The 16,639-nt window shown below is 74.6% G+C and carries 18 protein-coding genes; 14 read left to right on the top strand and 4 right to left on the bottom strand.

The window, feature by feature from the left end; all coding sequences use genetic code 11:
• Positions 1-37: 37 nt before the first annotated feature.
• Entirely contained in the window at positions 38-721 is a 684-nt protein-coding gene (locus tag D7I43_RS09470; RefSeq protein WP_120328036.1) for a FadR/GntR family transcriptional regulator, read from the bottom strand.
• A 50-nt stretch (positions 722-771) separates the two neighbouring features.
• On the opposite strand from D7I43_RS09470, the gene D7I43_RS09465 reads away from it, so the two are divergent.
• Positions 772-2,049: a CynX/NimT family MFS transporter gene (locus tag D7I43_RS09465; RefSeq protein ID WP_120328035.1), complete on the top strand. Its 1,278-nt coding sequence runs from the start codon at positions 772-774 to the stop codon at positions 2,047-2,049.
• 10 nt (positions 2,050-2,059) lie between these two features.
• Here D7I43_RS09465 and D7I43_RS09460 read toward each other — a convergent pair whose 3' ends face one another.
• On the bottom strand, positions 2,060-2,416 hold the full coding sequence (locus tag D7I43_RS09460) for an STAS domain-containing protein (protein WP_120328034.1): 357 nt from the start codon (positions 2,414-2,416) through the stop codon (positions 2,060-2,062).
• Positions 2,417-2,579: 163 nt separating this feature from the next.
• Between D7I43_RS09460 and D7I43_RS09455 the strand changes: the two genes are divergently transcribed.
• From D7I43_RS09455 to D7I43_RS09430, 6 genes are read left to right on the top strand one after another with little or no spacing between them, the layout of a single operon-like run.
• Positions 2,580-3,437: an STAS domain-containing protein gene (locus tag D7I43_RS09455; protein ID WP_120328033.1), complete on the top strand. Its 858-nt coding sequence runs from the start codon at positions 2,580-2,582 to the stop codon at positions 3,435-3,437.
• Positions 3,437-3,862, top strand: a complete 426-nt coding sequence (locus tag D7I43_RS09450; protein ID WP_120328032.1) for an STAS domain-containing protein — start codon at positions 3,437-3,439, stop codon at positions 3,860-3,862. The genes D7I43_RS09455 and D7I43_RS09450 overlap by 1 nt, the downstream gene beginning before the upstream one ends.
• Positions 3,859-4,278, top strand: a complete 420-nt coding sequence (locus tag D7I43_RS09445) for an ATP-binding protein (RefSeq protein ID WP_120328031.1) — start codon at positions 3,859-3,861, stop codon at positions 4,276-4,278. The genes D7I43_RS09450 and D7I43_RS09445 overlap by 4 nt, the downstream gene beginning before the upstream one ends.
• Entirely contained in the window at positions 4,275-5,285 is a 1,011-nt protein-coding gene (locus tag D7I43_RS09440) for a SpoIIE family protein phosphatase (protein ID WP_120328088.1), read from the top strand. Before D7I43_RS09445 ends, D7I43_RS09440 begins: the two co-directional genes overlap by 4 nt.
• Positions 5,286-5,317: 32 nt before the next feature.
• On the top strand, positions 5,318-6,643 hold the full coding sequence (locus D7I43_RS09435) for a sensor histidine kinase (RefSeq protein ID WP_120328087.1): 1,326 nt from the start codon (positions 5,318-5,320) through the stop codon (positions 6,641-6,643).
• A gap of 1 nt (position 6,644) precedes the next feature.
• Positions 6,645-8,180, top strand: coding sequence for a SpoIIE family protein phosphatase (locus D7I43_RS09430; protein ID WP_120328030.1), 1,536 nt, complete (start codon positions 6,645-6,647; stop codon positions 8,178-8,180).
• A gap of 60 nt (positions 8,181-8,240) precedes the next feature.
• Here the strand turns inward: D7I43_RS09430 and D7I43_RS09425 are convergent, their stop codons facing one another.
• Positions 8,241-9,056 carry a helix-turn-helix domain-containing protein gene (locus D7I43_RS09425; RefSeq protein WP_120328029.1) on the bottom strand — a complete coding sequence of 272 codons (816 nt, stop codon included), beginning with the start codon at positions 9,054-9,056 and terminating at the stop codon, positions 8,241-8,243.
• Between the two features lie 31 nt (positions 9,057-9,087).
• Between D7I43_RS09425 and D7I43_RS09420 the strand changes: the two genes are divergently transcribed.
• The 6 genes from D7I43_RS09420 (at position 9,088) to D7I43_RS09395 (ending at position 15,245) form a co-directional block, all read left to right on the top strand.
• Positions 9,088-9,672 carry a TIGR03086 family metal-binding protein gene (locus tag D7I43_RS09420; RefSeq protein WP_120328028.1) on the top strand — a complete coding sequence of 195 codons (585 nt, stop codon included), beginning with the start codon at positions 9,088-9,090 and terminating at the stop codon, positions 9,670-9,672.
• Between the two features lie 153 nt (positions 9,673-9,825).
• The gene (locus tag D7I43_RS09415) at positions 9,826-10,248 is read left to right on the top strand and encodes a hypothetical protein (protein ID WP_120328027.1); all 423 of its coding nucleotides are present in this window, start codon (positions 9,826-9,828) and stop codon (positions 10,246-10,248) included.
• Positions 10,245-12,395 carry a bifunctional polysaccharide deacetylase/glycosyltransferase family 2 protein gene (locus D7I43_RS09410; protein WP_240032870.1) on the top strand — a complete coding sequence of 717 codons (2,151 nt, stop codon included), beginning with the start codon at positions 10,245-10,247 and terminating at the stop codon, positions 12,393-12,395. The genes D7I43_RS09415 and D7I43_RS09410 overlap by 4 nt, the downstream gene beginning before the upstream one ends.
• A 95-nt stretch (positions 12,396-12,490) precedes the next feature.
• A complete protein-coding gene (locus tag D7I43_RS09405) occupies positions 12,491-13,027 on the top strand; it encodes a PadR family transcriptional regulator (protein ID WP_120328085.1) in 537 nt (178 codons plus the stop codon).
• Positions 13,024-13,719, top strand: a complete 696-nt coding sequence (locus D7I43_RS09400) for an ABC transporter ATP-binding protein (RefSeq protein WP_120328026.1) — start codon at positions 13,024-13,026, stop codon at positions 13,717-13,719. The genes D7I43_RS09405 and D7I43_RS09400 overlap by 4 nt, the downstream gene beginning before the upstream one ends.
• On the top strand, positions 13,716-15,245 hold the full coding sequence (locus D7I43_RS09395; RefSeq protein ID WP_120328025.1) for an FtsX-like permease family protein: 1,530 nt from the start codon (positions 13,716-13,718) through the stop codon (positions 15,243-15,245). The genes D7I43_RS09400 and D7I43_RS09395 overlap by 4 nt, the downstream gene beginning before the upstream one ends.
• Before the next feature lie 82 nt (positions 15,246-15,327).
• Here the strand turns inward: D7I43_RS09395 and D7I43_RS32730 are convergent, their stop codons facing one another.
• Positions 15,328-15,489 carry a hypothetical protein gene (locus tag D7I43_RS32730; protein WP_158610087.1) on the bottom strand — a complete coding sequence of 54 codons (162 nt, stop codon included), beginning with the start codon at positions 15,487-15,489 and terminating at the stop codon, positions 15,328-15,330.
• Positions 15,490-15,647: 158 nt separating this feature from the next.
• On the opposite strand from D7I43_RS32730, the gene D7I43_RS09390 reads away from it, so the two are divergent.
• Positions 15,648-16,589: a threonine ammonia-lyase gene (locus D7I43_RS09390; protein WP_120328024.1), complete on the top strand. Its 942-nt coding sequence runs from the start codon at positions 15,648-15,650 to the stop codon at positions 16,587-16,589.
• Positions 16,590-16,639 lie beyond the last annotated feature (50 nt).

The raw sequence follows: 16,639 nt of genomic DNA, 5'->3' as shown, positions 1-16,639 counted from the left end.
CACTCCCGTGCTGTCCGGTTTCTCGATCCGGGACAACCTATGCCCTGGGCGTCGGCTCCAGAAAAGACCCGGCCTCGCGGGCCGCCCACTCCGGGTCGCCGGCACGGATGGCCGCCACCAGCCGTGAGTGGTCCACGTAGCGCTCCGGCGTCAGCGACTCACTCATCGCCTGGGTGAGGCTGCTGCGCAGCGCGGTGCCGACCGAGGCGTACAGCTCGGCCAGCATGGCGTTGTGCGCGGCGGCCACCACCGCCGTGTGCAGGGCGGCGTCGGCCTCCACGAACTCGTCGACCCGGCCGCCGTGCCAGGCCGCCTCGCGGGCGGCGAGCGCGCCGTCGAGGGCCGCCAGGTCCTCGGGCGTACGCCGCAGCGCCGCGAGGCGGGCCGCCTCCACCTCGAAGGCCCGGCGTACCTCGATCACCTCGGCCGTCCGGTGGTCGCCGACCCGGCGGGCCACCACGGGGGCCAGCTCGTCGGTCGACACCACGTACGTCCCGGAGCCCTGCCGGCACTCCAGGACGCCCGCGTGCTGGAGCGCCCGGACCGCCTCGCGGACCGTGTTCCGTCCGACCCCCAGCGCCGCCACCAGTTGCGGCTCGGTCGGGATGCGCCCGCCCACCGGCCACTCGCCGGCGAGGATCCGCTCCCGGAGCTGGGCGATCGTCTGGCGTACGCGGTGGCCGCGCGGCGGCACCGACGGGGAATCGACCGAGGGTGGCACTGGTTACATCACCGGCTCGAAATTCATCCCATGATTGTAGGTTCAACAGCATGACACCGCCGCCCCCACCCGCGTCCGCCGGCTCCTCCGTCGCCGCCGAGGCGCCCCCCGTGCCGGGCGCGGTGGCGTCGGGCACGGGACGCAGGGCGCACCCCGCGACCGGTGGCGCGCTGGTGCTCGCCGGCATGCTGCTCGTCGCCGTCAACCTGCGCGCCGCCGTGACGAGCCTCGGGGCCCTGCTCGACGAGGTGCGCGACGGGCTGGGCCTCACCGGCACGATGGCGGGCATCGCCACGACCCTGCCGACCATCGCGTTCGCCGGTCTCGGGGCGCTCACCCCGTGGTTGGTCCGCCGGGTGGCGCCGGCCCGGGTGCTGGTGGTCGGGATGGCGGCCCTCGTCGTCGGCCAGGTGCTCCGAGCGGTCACCGACTCGGCGCTGGTCTTCCTGCTCACCAGCGCGCTGGCGCTCGCCGGCATCGCGGTCGCCAACATCCTGCTGCCGATGCTGGTCAAGCAGCACTTCCCGCACCGCACCGGGCTCGTCACCGGGGCGTACACCATGACGTTGACCGCGGGCACGACGGTGGCCGCGGCCTCCGCGGTGCCGATCGCGCACGCGTTCGGTTCCTGGCGCGCCGGCCTGGGCGTCTGGGCCGGGCTGGCGGCGCTGGCCGTACTCCCGTGGGTGCCGCTGGCGCTGCGCGCCCGGTCGGTCCCGCGGCGGACGACCGCGACGGCCGTGTCCCGGATCCGGCCGGCCCGGACCCGGCTCGGCTGGGCGATGGCGGTCTACTTCGGCGCGCAGTCGCTCAGCGGGTACGCGATCATGGGCTGGCTGGCCCAGCTCTTCCGGGACGCGGGTTTCCAGCCGGAGCAGGCCGGGCTGCTGCTGGCCGGGGTGACCGCGCTCGGCGTGCCCATCGCGCTGCTGATGCCGACCGTGGCCGGCCGCCTGCGGACGCTGCACCCGCTGGTGTTCGGGCTCACGGCGGCGTCGACCGTGTCGTACGTCGGGCTGGCGGTGGCGCCGCACGACGCCGCGCTGCTCTGGGTGGGCCTGCTGGCGCTCGGCCAGGGGGCGTTCCCGCTGATCCTGACCGCCATCGGGCTGCGCGCCCGGACCGCGGACGGGACGGTGGCGCTCTCCGCGTTCGCGCAGAGCACCGGCTACCTCATCGCGGCGCTGGGTCCGCTGCTGGTGGGCGTGCTCTACGAGCGGACCGGTGGGTGGACCGCGCCCATCGGCCTGCTGCTGGTCGCGCTCGCCGTGCAGACCGGCGCGGGCATGGTGATCGCCCGTCCCCGGCACATCGAGGACGAGGCGTGAGAGCGGACGGTCAGGAGGAGGCCGGCGTCGGGTCGCCCGCGACGGCCTGCTCGACCGTCGGGTACGTCTGGAGCACCTCGACGAGGCCGCTGACCTCGAGGATGCGCAGCACCCCGCGTTGCGGCGCGGCCAGCCGGACCACACCGCCCGCCTCGTCGCAGCTGTTCTTGGCCCGTACGAACACCGACAGCCCGGTCGAGTCGCAGAAGGAGACCTCCGCGAGGTCGAAGACCAGGCGGTTGCGGCCCTTGTCGAGCAGGTCGGTGATCTGGTCCTGCAGCTGGGGTGCGGTCGCCATGTCCAGCTCGCCCGCGACCGACACGACGACCACGTCGCCGCGCTGTTCCGTGTGCACCGTCAAGGACATTCGCCAGACCTCCTGTTATCGGTGGAACGGTATCCCACGAATCGGGTCGTACGCAGAACGGGAGCACCCGTCGCGTGGCCGCCGTCATTCCGTTGCCCTCCAGCAACTAGTTCGTGGGCTGCGGTGATAGAGTCCGGCCGGTCCTGATCGAGGGGGGTTCGTCATGGCGTTGAACGCCGAGGAGAGCGGCCGGTTCGCGGCCGTGCTGACGGACGGCGCTGAGAAGGTCACGCAGCGTTGGACCGAGGCCGTGGCGGGGTCGCTGCGGGGCCGCCTCAGTCAGGCCGAACTGCGGCGCCAGATCGAGGAGCTGCACCGGGCCCTGCTCACGGTGGGGGAGCAGGGACCCCTGGACCTCGACGCCGAGCACGCCGCCGAGCTGCGCGCGGTCCTCGGCGAGTTGTCGCGGGACCGGGCCCGGCAGGGCTTCTCGGCCACCGAGACGGCCATCAGCGTCTTCGCGCTGAAGGACGTGCTGCTGGAGGTGCTCGAGGCCCGCGGCGGCGAGGGGACCCTGCGCGACTACGTCGCGTTCTCCGGCCTGATCGACCAGATGGGCCTGTTCACCTTCGAGAGCTACGTCCGGACCAGGGAGAGCCTGATCGCCGACCAGGCCGAGCAGCTGCTCGAACTCTCCACCCCGGTGGTCAAGCTCTGGGAGGGCGTCGTGGCCGTGCCGCTCGTCGGCACGCTCGATTCGGCGCGGGCCCAGGTGGTCATGGAACGGCTGTTGCAGACGCTGGTCGACACCAGCTCGCCGTACGCGATCATCGACATCACCGGTGTCCCGGCCGTCGACACCCAGGTGGCCCAGCACATCCTGAAGACCGTCGTGGCGGCCCGGCTCATGGGCGCCGACTGCATCATCTCCGGCATCCGGCCGCAGATCGCGCAGACGATCGTGGCGCTCGGCATCGAGTTCGGCGACATCGCCACCAAGGCCAGCCTCGCCGACGCCCTCCGGCACGTCCTGCGCCTCACCGGCGTCGAGACCGCGCGCCGGCCGCGCCGGGAGTCCTGATGGAGCGGGTGCCGATCCTCAAGATCGGCGACATCCTGCTGGTCTCCATCCAGGTCGACATGTCCGACCAGACCGCCCTGCAACTCCAGGAGGACCTGGCCGAGCGGATCGTGGCGACCGGCAGCCACGGCGTGATCATCGACATCACGGCGCTGGACATCGTCGACTCCTTCGTCGGGCGGATGCTCTCCACCATCGCGTCGATCTCGAAGGTGCTCGACGCCGAGACCGTCGTGGTCGGGATGCGCCCCGCGGTGGCCATCACCCTGGTCGAGCTGGGCCTGTCGCTCAACGGCATCCGGACGGCCCTGAACGTCGAGCGGGGCATGGAGCTGATCGCGGCCGCGCGTGCGGACGACCTCGGGCACTCCGACGGGGTCGACGACGCGGGCGACACGGACGTCGAGACGACGGCGTCGCCGTGACCGCGGGCATCGACCTGGGTCAGCCGCAGGTGCAGGCGATCCGGAGCGATGAGGACGTGGTGCGTGTCCGGCAGCTGGTGCGTACGGCGGCGGTGGCCGCGAAGCTGTCGCTGGTCGACCAGACCAAGGTGGTCACGGCGGCCAGCGAGCTGGCCCGCAACACCCTCGTCTACGGCGGTGGCGGCAGCGTCGAGGTGGCGACCGTGGACAACGGGCTGCGCCGCGGGGTGCGGATCGTCTTCGCCGACTCCGGTCCGGGGATCGCCGACCTCGAACTGGCGTTCACCGACGGCTACACCACCGGCAGCGGCCTCGGCCTCGGGCTCAGCGGCGCACGACGGCTCGTCGACGAGTTCGCCATCGACACCGGAGCCGACCGTGGCACCCGCGTGACCGTCGTCAAGTGGGCCCGATGAGGGAGGACGCGGTCACCGACCGCGGAATCTGGTTCCGGCTGGAGGCCGGGAGCACGGGCAGCGTCGTACGGCGGGCCGCCGAGCGGCTCGGCCAGCAACTGGAGCTGGGCGACGCGCGCACCGCGGACCTGGCCATCGTGGCCGCCGAGCTGAGCAGCAACCTGGCCAAGCACGCCGAGGACGGCGTCCTGCTGCTGCGCCCGGTCCGCGGCGAGCGTGAGGCCGGCGTGGAGCTCGTCGCCATCGACGCCGGGCCGGGCATGGCGGACCTCGGTCTCTCCTCCCGGGACGGGCACTCCACGGCCGGCACCCTCGGTATCGGCCTCGGCGCGATCGCGCGCCAGGCCAGCTGGTTCGACGGCTACTCGCTGCCCGGCCGGGGCACCGTCCTGGCCGTCCAGGTCTGGCCGTCGGACGCGAACGGCACACCGTGGGTGGGCGCGCTGACCCGGCCGCTCAGCGGCGAGGCGGTCAGCGGTGACGGGTACGCCGTCCGGGTGGCCGACGGGCGCCGCCAGGTGCTGGTCTGCGACGGCCTGGGACACGGCCCGCTGGCCTCCGCGGCCAGCGACGCGGCGATCGCCGCCTTCCACGCCGCGCCGGCCGCGTCGCCGGCCGTGGTGGTCGAGCACCTGCACCGGGCGATGTCGCACACCCGCGGCGCCGCCGTGGGCGTGGCGGAGCTGGACCCGCCGGCCGGCGTGCTGCGCTACGCCGGCCTGGGCAACATCACGGCGCAGGTGGTGGCGGGCGGCCGGCGCCGCGGGCTGGTCTCGCTGCCCGGCATCGCCGGGCACCAGCGCCCGACCGTACGCGAGTACGAGTACGGCCTCGAACCGCAGGACCTGCTCGTCATGCACAGTGACGGTGTGGTGGACCGGTGGCAGCTCGACGACTACCCGGGGCTCGCCGCGCGCTCCCCGCTCGTCGTGGCGGCGACCGTGCTGCGGGACGCCGGCACCCGCCGCGACGACGCCTGCGTGCTGGTGGCGAGGGCCGGGGAGTGACGTCGGGGTCCGACCGCCCGCCGCTGCTCCAGATGGTGCTGCGGGTCGAGCAGGACATCTTCGTGGTCCGGCAGCGGGGCCGCGAGGTCGCCGCGGCCGTGGGACTGGAGCACCAGGACCAGGTCCGGATGGCGACCGCGCTCAGCGAGGTGGCCCGGGACCTGCTGCGCGCCGTCGGCGGCGCCGATGTGATCTTCTACGCCGAGCCACGCCCCGACGGCCGGTGGCACCTGCGCGTGGACCTCGTCCCGGTCGGCCCGCTGCCCGACGGCCGGTACGTGCCGCAGTCCGGAGCGGTGGCGCGTCTCGTGGACAGCCTGGGCGTCGTCGGGCTCGGCCGGGATACCGTCGTGAGGATGTCCCGACGCGTGCCGGTCACCGCTCAGGCGCTGACCCCGGAACGGCTCGCCGAGCTTCGTACGGAGCTCGGCCGCAGCGTGCCGGGCAGCGCCCTGGACGAGTTGACGGCGCAGAACCAGCAGCTGATCGCGGCGCTCGACGAGGTACGCAGCCAGCGGGACGAACTGGCGGTGCTCAACACCGAGCTGGAGGAGACCAACCGCGGTGTGATGGCGCTCTACAACCAGCTCTCCGAGGAGCTGGACGAGACGAACCGCGGCGTGGTGGCGCTCTACGCCGAGCTGGACGAGAAGTCGGCCCAGCTCCGGGCGGCGAGCGAGTCCAAGAGCCGGTTCCTGGCCAACGTCAGCCACGAGCTGCGGGCGCCCGTCACGGCGATCATCGGGCTCGGCCGGCTGCTCGCCGACTCCGCCTCCGACCCGCTCACCGAGGAGCAGGCCCGGCAGGTGGGGTTGATCCGCTCCTCGGCCGCCGACCTGCTGAACCTGGTCAACGAACTGCTCGACCTCGCCAAGGCGGAGTCGGGACGGATCGAGCCGACCTGGGCGGACGTGGACCTCCGGCCGGTGTTCGGGCAGCTGCGCGGCACCCTTCGCGCCCTCGCCACCCGACCCGAGGTGGAACTGGTCGTGGAGGAGCCGCCGAGCCCCGCCGTCCTGCGTACCGACGAGGTGCTGCTCGCCCAGGTGCTGCGCAACCTGCTGCACAACGGGTTGAAGTTCACCGAGCGGGGGGAGGTCCGGCTCCGGGCGAGCCGGCGGGACGAGGGCTGGGAACTCACCGTCACCGACACGGGCCCCGGCATCGCCCCCGACCTCCACGATCGGATCTTCGAGGAGTTCTACCAGGTGCCCGGCACCACCCGGGCGTACGGCACCGGCCTCGGCCTGCCGTACGCGCGGCGCCTGGTCACCCTGCTCGGCGGCACCCTGCACCTCGACAGCGAGCCGGGGCGGGGCAGCACGTTCACCGTCGCTCTACCGGCGAGCGGAGCCTGAGGTGGCCACCCACCCGACCGTGCTGGTGGTCGACGACAACAGCGCCAAGCGGTACCTGCTCGTCAACTGGCTCACCCGGGCCGGGTTCGGGGTGATCGAGGCGGAGAACGGCGCGGAGGCCCTGGCCCGGGTCGAGAGCGGGGACGTCGACCTCGTGGTGCTCGACGTCCGGCTGCCCGACGTGAGCGGCTTCGACGTCTGCGAGCGGATCAAGGACGCCTACCCGGCCGTGCCGGTGATCCACGTGTCGGCGCACGCGGTGGACGTGGTGGACCGGGCCCAGGGGTTGACCCGGGGCGCGGACGCCTACCTGACCGAGCCGATCGAGCCGGACGAACTGGTGGCCACCGCGCACGCGGTGCTCCGCTACTACCAGGCGCGGCAGCGGGCGGAGTTCCTCGTCGAACGGCTCCTCGCGCTCGCCGACACCACGGTGGCGGTGCACACCGCATCGACGTTCACCCGGCTGCTCGAAGCGGCGGCGGCCGGCGCGGCGCGGATCTTCAAGAGCCCGGCGGTGGTGGTGGCGGAATCGTCCGACGGAGACTGCCTCGCCGCCGTCGCCACCGGCACCGACGCCGGCACCGTCATCGTGCCGTGGACCGTCGACGACAGGGACGTGCCGATCGGCGCGACGGTCCGGGTCACCGACCCGGCCGAATGGGCGCTGCTGGACTGGCCGGCCGGCGACACGCTCACGGTGGCCGCGGCCCGCCTGCGCGACGACCGCCCTCCGCTCTACGTCGTGGTGCCCACCAGCACGCAGACCGCCCGGACGCCGGTGCTCGTGCAGTTGGCGCAGAACGTGACGGCCGCCGTGGAGGCGCAGCGCTCCTTCGACGAGGAGCACCGGATCGCCGTCACCCTCCAGCGCAGCCTGCTGCCGCGCCGGATCCCCGAGGTCAACGGCCTGGACCTCGCCGTGCGCTACGAGCCGGCCAGCGCCCGGACCGAGGTGGGTGGCGACTTCTACGAACTGGTGATGCTGGACGGGCACCTGCTGCTGGCCGTCGGGGACGTGGCGGGGCACTCGCTGCACGCGGCGACGGTGATGGCCGAGCTGCGCCACGCCGTCCGCGCGTACGCCGTCGAGGGGCACCAGCCGGGGACGATCGTGCACCGGGTCAACGAGCTGATGCGGACGCTGCTGCCGAACGAGTCGGCGACGCTCTGCGTGCTGCTCCTGGAGCCGTCCACCGGCCGGGTCCGGCTGGCGAGCGCCGGTCACCTGCCGCCGGTGCTCAGTGTCGACGGCAAGGTCGAGTTCGTCGAGCACTCGGCGCCGCTGCTCGGCGTCCGGGCCCGTCGGCCGGAGGATCTGGAGTTCGTGCTGCCGGTCGGCGCGACGCTGGTCCTCTACACCGACGGCCTCATCGAGCGGCGGGACGCCACCATCGACGAGGGGCTGTCCGCGTTGGCGGGCGCCGCGACGCAGGTCGACGACGACCTGGACCGCTTCTGCGAGCGGCTGCTCGTCGAACTCGCCCCGAACGAGATCAACGACGACGTGGCGGTGGTGGCCCTGCGGCGCAGGTAGCCGGGCCAGCGCCGCCCTGCCCGCGCGGCGCCGGCGCGGGCCCGCGACAGCCTGGCGGCGTCAGCCGACGGAGCGGGCGTACGCGGCGGGCGACGTCCCCGTGACGGCGGTGAACTCGCGGATCAGGTGCGCCTGGTCGCTGTAGCCGAGGTCGGCGGCGAGCCGCGCCCAGTCCGGTGGCGGCCCGTCGGCGGCCTGCTCGATGGCCTCCTGGATCCGGTAGCGACGGATCACCCACTTGGGACCGACGCCAACCCGGTCCAGGAAGAGGCGCTGCAACCGCCGGGTGGACAGCCCGTGGCGGCGGGCGAAGGCGTCCACCCGCAGCACCGTGCGGTCCGTGCGGATCTCCTCCACCAGCCGGATCACCTCGTCGGTCACCGGGTCCGACGCGGGCGCCCAGCCGGTGAGCAGGGTGTCCAGGACGTGGCAGCGCTCGGCGTCCGTACCGTCGCAGGCGCCGCCGGTGTGGTCGCGCGCCGGCGGCCAGCGCCCGGCGAGGTCGGCGAACGACCGGCGCAGGCCGGTCAGCTCGGCGACCGGCCCGGGCCAGAACGGGCGGAAGCCGCCCGGGCGGAACTGCACACCGCTGACCCGCCCGCTGCCGACCAGCGTGATCGAGAAGAGTTCCCGCCCGACGCCGGCCACCTCGGCCGTCTCCGGGCCGTCGCCGTCGCGGCGGAAGACCACGTTGACGGCCGGATGGGGTACGACCTGCTGCGCGAACGGCTCGGCGAGGTCCCAGTCGACGAACCAGTAGTGCTCGACCCACGGGCGCAGCGCGGGCGCGGGCAGGTGGCGGCGGAAGCGGACCTGTCGCAGCAGCCGGCCAGGTGCCAGGATGCCCCGGCTGTCGCCCCGCGGCCGCTGTCGCATTTCTTCAAGACCACCCTCATAAGCTGGGCCTATGGCAACCCAGACTAGCGATCTGCTGGCGGCGGCGGCGCCACGGACGGTCGCGGTGGTGCGGGGCATCGCCGACGACCAGCTGCACCTGCCGACGCCGTGCCGCGACTACTCCGTACGGGATCTGCTCAACCACCTCTACGAGGTGGTGGTCAACTTCCAGGACCTGGCCGCGAAGCGGCCGGTGGAGTGGGCGGAGAAGCCGGACTTCCTCACCGACGGCTGGCGCGACCGGTTCGAGGTGGAGACCGGCAAGCTGATCACCGCCTGGTCCGACCCGGCCAGCCTGGAGGGCATGTCACCGGGGATGGGCATGCCGCAGACCACGGTGGGCGGCATGGTGCTGCTGGACCTCACCGTCCACGCGTGGGACCTCGCCGTCGCCACGGGGCAGCCGTACGCGGCGGCCCCCGAGGCCGTTCCCGTGCTGCACGACCTCACCGAGAACCTCGCCCCTACCGGCCGGAAGATGGGCGTGTTCGCCGACCCGGTGCCGGCCGCCGACGGCATGCCCGACCTCGACCGCCTGCTCGCTCTCACCGGCCGCGACCCGGCCTGGGCCGGTTCGGCGGGTACGGCCGTCTGATGCCCCGGTGACGGGGTGAGCCCGCCACCCCGCGCTCCGTCACCGCTGTAACGCCCCCCGCGCGGGCAGCGCTGTGAGCCGTGGAGGCCCGGACGGTCGGGTCCCACCGAGGTCCGGACGGGCCTCGACGGCAGCAGCCTTGGAGCGATACAGATGCACGACCAGCCGAGCGCCGTACCGCCGGTGTTCGTCGACCGCACCGGTCGCCGACGCCGACTGGCGGTGATCGGTGGCACCGTCATGGGTCTCGGCCTGCTCACCAGCATCGCGCTGATCCTTGCCGGCCTCCTCTTCGAGGCCCCCGTGCCGGTGCCCGGCTGGCCGGACTCCCGGCCGGCGCAGCCCGTCGAGGCGGGCGTCGACGGTCGGGACGGGTTCGGTCACTCCCCCTCCACCGTCCCGTCCCCGGACGCCCGCACCGGGACGCCCACCACGACGCCGCCGTCGACCGCGGACCGGTCGCCGGTCCCGGCGCTCACCCGCTCCGCGCGGCCCGCCCGCTCGGACCACCCGGGGCAGGGCGACGAGCGGCGTCCGACGCCGAGGCCGAGCAGGTCGCCGGGCAAGCCGACGTGACGACCCCGCGACACCGCGCCCGCCGGGATCCGCGGGCGCACTGGTTCCTCCTCCTGCTCGGCCTGGCCCTGCTGCTCGCCACACTCACCGTGCACGGCCTCGTGACCGGTCTCGGCGGTGGCTCCGGGCCGGTCGCCGGGGCGGGGGACGGGTCCACGCCGGGAACGGTGGCGGGCACGCCGGGGAGCGTCGTCGCCGGCGGGCCGGTGATCCGGCTGGACCGGCCCGAGCCGGTGACCCGGGCGATGCCGGACCGGACGATCGCGCTCACGTTCGACGACGGGCCGGACCCGCGCTGGACGCCGCGGGTGCTCGACGTGCTGCGCCGGCACCACGCCCACGCCACGTTCTTCGTGGTCGGCGCTCGGGTCAACGAACATCCCGACCTGGTGCGGCGGATCCTCGCCGAGGGGCACGAGATCGGCTCGCACACGTTCACGCACGCGGACCTCGCGTCCGTGCCGGGCTGGCGGCGGGACCTGGAACTGTCCCTGACCCGCAAGGCGGTCGCCGGGGCGACCGGGCGCGAGCCCACGCTGTTGCGGCCGCCCTTCTCGTCCCTGCCGTCGGCGCTCGACGGGCCGGAGTACGACGTGCTGCGCGCCGCCGCCGGCAGCGGCCACGTCGCGGTGCTCGCCGACCGGGACACCCGGGACTGGCAGCGCCCCGGAGTCGCGCGGATCGTGCGGGCCGCCACCCCGGCCGGCGGCCGCGGCGCCGTGGTGCTGATGCACGACGGGGGCGGGAACCGCGACCAGACGGTGGCGGCGCTGGAGCGGCTGCTGCCCGAACTGACCCGGCAGGGCTACCGGTTCACCACCGTGTCGGCGGGGATCGGCGCGCCCGAGTCGACGGTTCCGGCCGGCACCGGCACCCGGCTCAGCGGGCTCGCGCTGCGCGGTACCCAGCTCGGCGCGGGCTGGGTCGCGGCCGGGATGAACCTGCTGCTCGGGATCGCGTTGGTGCTCGGCGTCGCCCGGCTGGCGATCCAGGTGGTGTGCGCCCAGCGGCACGTCCGGCGGGTGCGGCGGCGTACCGGGCACCAGCCCGAGGTCCGCGCGCCGGTCTCGGTGATCGTGCCGGCGTACAACGAGGCGGCCAACATCGCCGCGACCGTCCGGTCGCTGGTGGCGAGCGCGTACCCGGCGCTCGAGGTCATCGTGGTCGACGACGGGTCGAGCGACGGCACGGCCGACATCGTCGAGCGGATGCGGCTGCGCGGGGTGCGGGTCATCCGGCAGGCGAACGCCGGCAAGCCGGCGGCCCTGAACACGGGGATCCGGGCGGCCCGGGCCGACCTGCTGGTGCTGGTGGACGGGGACACGGTGTTCCAGCCGGACACCGTGTACCGGCTGGTGCAGGGCTTCGCCGACCCGACCGTGGGCGCGATCTCCGGCAACACCAAGGTGGCGAACCGCCGGCGGCTGCTCGGCCGCTGGCAGCACCTGGAGTACGTGATCGGCTTCAACCTCGACCGGCGCATGTACGACGTCCTGGAGTGCATGCCGACGATCCCCGGCGCGATCGGCGCGTTCCGCCGCGAGGTGCTGCGCGCCGTGAGCGGAGTCCCCGGTGACACCCTGGCGGAGGACACCGACCTCACCATGGCGGTGCTGCGGGCCGGATGGCGGGTCGTGTACGAGGAGGCGGCCGTCGCCTGGACCGAGGCGCCGTCCACGCTGCGGCAGCTGTGGCGGCAGCGCTACCGCTGGTGCTACGGCACGATGCAGGCGATGTGGAAGCACCGGCACGCCCTGCGGGAGCCCGGGGCGGGCGGCAGGCTGGGCCGGCGCGGCCTGCCGTACCTCACGGTGTTCCAGATCCTGCTGCCGCTGGCCGCGCCGGCGGTCGACGTCTTCGCCCTCTACGGCCTGCTCTTCCTGCCCTGGTCGTCGCTCGTGCTGGCCTGGGTGGGGCTGCTGCTGCTCCAGGCGGTGACCGCCGGCTACGCGCTGCGGCTGGACCGGGAACGCCTCGGGCCGCTCTGGGCGCTGCCGTTGCAGCAGGTGGTCTACCGCCAGGTCATGTACCTCGTAGTGGTGCAGTCGGTGGTCACCGCCGTGATCGGCAACCGGCTGCGCTGGCACCGCATGGTCCGTACCGGCGAGGCGGCCGCCCTGGTCGCCGCCGGCCCCCCGCGGGGCTGAACGGTCCCGCTGGGGCTGAACGGCCCCCGCCGGCTCCGGCAGGTGGAGCCGGAGGACCGTTGACACCACTATTCACCCGGTGAATAGTGAGCGAGGTGTCCACTCCGCACGTCCTGCTCGGGCTGCTCGCCAGCGGCGGCAGGCACGGCTACGAGCTCAAGCGCGCCTACGACGCGCGGCTGCCGCAGGCGCGTCCGCTGGCCTTCGGCCAGGTCTACGCCACGCTCGGCCGCCTCGAACGGGACGGGATGGTGGCGGTCACCGGGCAGGAGCGGGACGGCGGTCCCGACCGCACCACCTACGCGCTGACCGACGAGGGGCGGGCCGCGCTCGACCGCTGGCTCAGCGACGTCGAGCCGCCCCTGCCGTACGTGGCCAGCACGCTCCTCGCCAAGGTGGTGGTGGCGCTGCTCGTCGCCGACGTGGACCGGGCACGGTCCTGTCTGGTCGCCCAACGCCAGGCGCACACCGCCCGGCTCCGGGAGCTGACCGGCGTGAAGCACGCACCCTCGGCCACCCTCGACGACGTCGTGGCGGCCGACTACGCCATCGCTCACCTCGACGCCGACCTGAGGTGGCTGGCCACCACCCTCGACCGGGTCGCCGACTGGCACCGGGAGGTGCACCCATGACCCAGCTCCAGGCCCGCGACGTGGTCCGGTCGTACGGGCGGACGCCCGCCCTGCGCGGAGTGACGCTCGACCTCGACGAGGGCGAGATCCTCGCGGTCACCGGCCCGAGCGGCTGCGGCAAGTCCACGCTGCTGCACTGCCTCGCCGGGATCCTGCGCCCCGACTCGGGCGAGGTGACCTGGCGCGGCGAGCGGATCGACACCTGGTCGGAGGCGGCGCGCTCGCGGCTGCGTCGCACCGAGTTCGGGGTGCTGTTCCAGTTCGGCCAGCTCGTCGCCGAACTCACGGCGGCCGAGAACGTCGCGCTGCCGCTGCTTCTCGCCGGCACGGGGCGGCGAGAGGCGCGGGCGGTGGCGGCGAGCTGGCTGGACCGGCTCGGCGTGGGCGAGGTGGCCGACGTCCGGCCGGGTGAGATGTCCGGCGGGCAGCAGCAGCGGTGCGCGGCGGCCCGGGCGCTGGTCACCGGGCCGCGCGTGCTCTTCGCGGACGAGCCGACCGGCGCGCTGGACACCCTCGCGGGAGAGCAGTTGCTCACCACGCTGGTCCGGCTCTCCCGCGAGAAGGGCACCTCGGTGGTGCTGGTCACCCACGAGCCGCGCATCGCGGCCTACGCCGACCGGGAGGTGGTCCTCCGGGACGGAACGGTCGACCACAGCGGCCTCGGCGTCCCGTCGACCGGCGGCCACCGGTGACGCCGGGCGCGCTGGTCCGGCTCGCCCTGGCCGGCACCCGCACCGACACCGCTCGCGTGCTGCTCACCGCGTTGAGTGCCGTGCTCGCCGCACTGGCCGTACTGGCCGCGTTCACCGTGCTGGCCATCCCAACGCCGCCGGCCACCGCCGACAATCCCGTCCGCTGGTCCGAGCACTACTCCCAGGCCCTCCTGCGGGAGCCGGGCCTGCGGGGCGGCACCGCCTTCGCCCTGGTACTGCTCACCGTCCCGGTGCTGGCGCTGGCCGGGCAGTGCGCCCGGCTCGGCGCTCCCGCCCGGGACCGCCGGCTCGCGGCGCTCCGGCTCGCCGGCGCCACCCCGCGGCAGGTCACCTGGCTCGCCATGCTGGAGACCGGCGTCGCGAGCCTCCTCGGCACGCTCACCGGTCTGGGTCTGTACCTGGCCGCCCGGGAGCTGTTGCACCGCCCGGACGAGCACGGGCGCCTAGCCCTCCCCACCGACGTGCTCCCGCCCGTGGGGGCGCTGGCGGCCGTGGTGCTCGGGCTGCCGGTCGTCGCCGGTGCGGCCACGGCGCTCATGCTGCGCGGGGTCATCACCACGCCGCTCGGCGTGACCCGCCGGGCGGCCCGGGAGCGCGGCCCGGGCCCCGGCGCGATGGTCCTCATCGTCGTCGGCGCGGCCGTCCTCGTCCTCGGGTGGCCGCTCCTGGCCCGGTGGTCCGCGTACGGCCCCTCCGCGGCACTGGGGCCGGTGTTCCTCGTCGGGGGCGGGCTGGCCGCGCTGGCCGGCGTGGTGTCGGCCGCCGGCTGGTTCTCGTACACCACGGGCCGGGTGCTGCGCCGGTACGCCCGGCGGCCCGCCGCGCTGCTCGCCGCGAGCCGGCTGATGGCCGACCCCTGGGCCGGCAGCCGCACCTTCGCGGCCCTGCTGGCGGCGGTGACGTTCGGGGCCGGCGCCGCGGCTCTCCGCGCCCACTTCGTGGCGCAGGACGAACTCCGGCGTGAGGCGAGCCGCCGCGTCGGTGTCGAGGCGGGCGACAACCCGTTCTACCTCGCCACGATGACGCTCGTGGACCTCGCGGTCACGGTGGCCGTGGTGATCGCCGCCGCCGGTCTGCTCGTCGCCGTCGTGGAGGGCATCGTGGCGCGGCGACGGGCGTACGCGGCGCTGGTGGCGACGGGCGTTCCCCGGGGCACGCTGGCCCGGTCGATCGCCTGGCAGTCGGTGCTCCCCGCCGTCCCGGCCATCCTGCTGGCGCTGGCCGTCGGCACGCTCGTCGCACGGGGGCTGTTCGGTGACGCCACGAGCGGGTCCTACACCTCGCTGGTGTGCGACGCGGGCGAGCGGCTCTGCTCGGACCCGGCCACCCGGGAGCGGTACAGCCGGATCGTGGAGGTCCCCGCGACGCACCGGGTGCCGGACGTACCGCTGGAACACCTGGCGCTGCTCGGGGCCGGCGCCCTCGCGGCGGTGCTCGTCACGGTGGCCGTCGGCCTGCTCTTCCTGCGGTCGAGCACCGCGGTCGAGGAGCTGCGGGCGACCTGAGGGGCGGCGGGGCGGAGCGGCGGCGGCCGTGCGGCTGGCCGTTCCGGCCGGCGCGTCCAGGCTGCGGGTGGAACGGGCGCGGTCAGGCCGGCGGGTGGAACAGGCCGGCGGACCAGGCGATGAACAGGCCGACCACCGCCGAGCAGCAGCAGACGATCAGGGCGGCGACCAGCACCGCGACGATCAGCAACGGCGGACGGCGCCGCGTACCGTCCGGTTCTCCCGCCGCAGGCTCCTCGGTCACCCGCGCAGTCTAGGTGGCCTGCGGCGGGGCTCGCGGCGGGAAGATCGTGCCTGGTCCGGGAAGTAGTGGCTTCCGCCTGTCGGGGAGGGAACTCGTTCCGCGATCGAGCGCGATCATGAGGGGCGGCGTGCCGGCGTGACCCGGGGCAGGATGGTGCGATGGAGCTGATCTCGATCGAGGACGTCCGGGCCGCCGCCGCGGACATCGCGGGCACGGTCGTGCGGACGCCGCTGCTGCCGGCATCCTGGGACGACGCCCTGTGGCTGAAGCCGGAGAGCCTGCAACCCGTCGGGTCGTTCAAGCTGCGCGGGGCGACCCACGCCGTGGCCCGGATCGACCCGGCGGTCCGCGCCCGTGGCGTGGTCACCCACTCGTCGGGCAACCACGGGCAGGCGCTGGCGTACGCGGCGCGGTCCGCCGGCGTGGCGTGCCGGGTGGTCGTGCCGGAGGGCGCGCCCACGGTCAAGGTCGACCGGATCCGGGCCCGGGGCGCGGAGGTCGTGCTCGTCCCGCCGGCCCGCCGGCTCGCCGAGGCGGAGCGGATCGCGGCGGAGACGGGCGGCACGCTCGTGCCGCCCTTCGACGACCGGCACGTGATCGCCGGTCAGGGGACCATCGGTCTGGAGATCGTCGAGGACCTGCCGGACGTGGACGTGGTGCTCGTCCCCGTGGGCGGCGGGGGGCTGTCGTCCGGGGTCGCGACGGCGGTGAAGGCCCTGCGGCCGTCCGCCGCCGTGATCGGGGTCGAGCCGCTGCTCGCCGCCGACGCCCGCGAGTCGCTCGCGGCCGGCGAGGTGGTGCTCTGGGACGTCGAGCGGACCCAGCGGACCAGCGCCGACGGGCTACGGACCCACCTGTCCGACCTGACCCTCGCCCACCTGCGGGACCGGCTCGACGGCATCGTGACGGTGACCGAGGAGGAGATCGCCCTGGCCATGGCCCGGCTCGTCCGGGAGGCCCGGCTGGTGGTCGAGCCGAGCGGCGCCGTGGCGGCCGCCGCCCGGCTGTTCCACGCCGACGACCTGCCGGCCGGGCGGACCGTCGCCGTGGTGACGGGCGGCAACGTCGACCCGGCGGTGCTGGCCGGAGTGCTGGGCTGAGCACCCGGGGCGCGTCGGGGAGGGGCCCTTCCGGAGGGCCCCTCCCCGTA

The sequence above is a fragment of the Micromonospora globbae genome (genome assembly GCF_003610785.1).
Taxonomy (GTDB): domain Bacteria; phylum Actinomycetota; class Actinomycetes; order Mycobacteriales; family Micromonosporaceae; genus Micromonospora; species Micromonospora globbae.
This window is presented reverse-complemented; position numbering and strand designations above follow the sequence as displayed.

Coding starts and splice junctions, on each gene's coding strand:
- D7I43_RS09465 (WP_120328035.1), top strand. CDS start 772: ATGACACCGCCGCCCCCACCCGCGTCCGCCGGCTCCTCCGTCGCCGCC.
- D7I43_RS09460 (WP_120328034.1), bottom strand. CDS start 2,416: ATGTCCTTGACGGTGCACACGGAACAGCGCGGCGACGTGGTCGTCGTG.
- D7I43_RS09455 (WP_120328033.1), top strand. CDS start 2,580: ATGGCGTTGAACGCCGAGGAGAGCGGCCGGTTCGCGGCCGTGCTGACG.
- D7I43_RS09450 (WP_120328032.1), top strand. CDS start 3,437: ATGGAGCGGGTGCCGATCCTCAAGATCGGCGACATCCTGCTGGTCTCC.
- D7I43_RS09440 (WP_120328088.1), top strand. CDS start 4,275: ATGAGGGAGGACGCGGTCACCGACCGCGGAATCTGGTTCCGGCTGGAG.
- D7I43_RS09435 (WP_120328087.1), top strand. CDS start 5,318: ATGGTGCTGCGGGTCGAGCAGGACATCTTCGTGGTCCGGCAGCGGGGC.
- D7I43_RS09425 (WP_120328029.1), bottom strand. CDS start 9,056: ATGCGACAGCGGCCGCGGGGCGACAGCCGGGGCATCCTGGCACCTGGC.
- D7I43_RS09420 (WP_120328028.1), top strand. CDS start 9,088: ATGGCAACCCAGACTAGCGATCTGCTGGCGGCGGCGGCGCCACGGACG.
- D7I43_RS09415 (WP_120328027.1), top strand. CDS start 9,826: ATGCACGACCAGCCGAGCGCCGTACCGCCGGTGTTCGTCGACCGCACC.
- D7I43_RS09400 (WP_120328026.1), top strand. CDS start 13,024: ATGACCCAGCTCCAGGCCCGCGACGTGGTCCGGTCGTACGGGCGGACG.
- D7I43_RS09390 (WP_120328024.1), top strand. CDS start 15,648: ATGGAGCTGATCTCGATCGAGGACGTCCGGGCCGCCGCCGCGGACATC.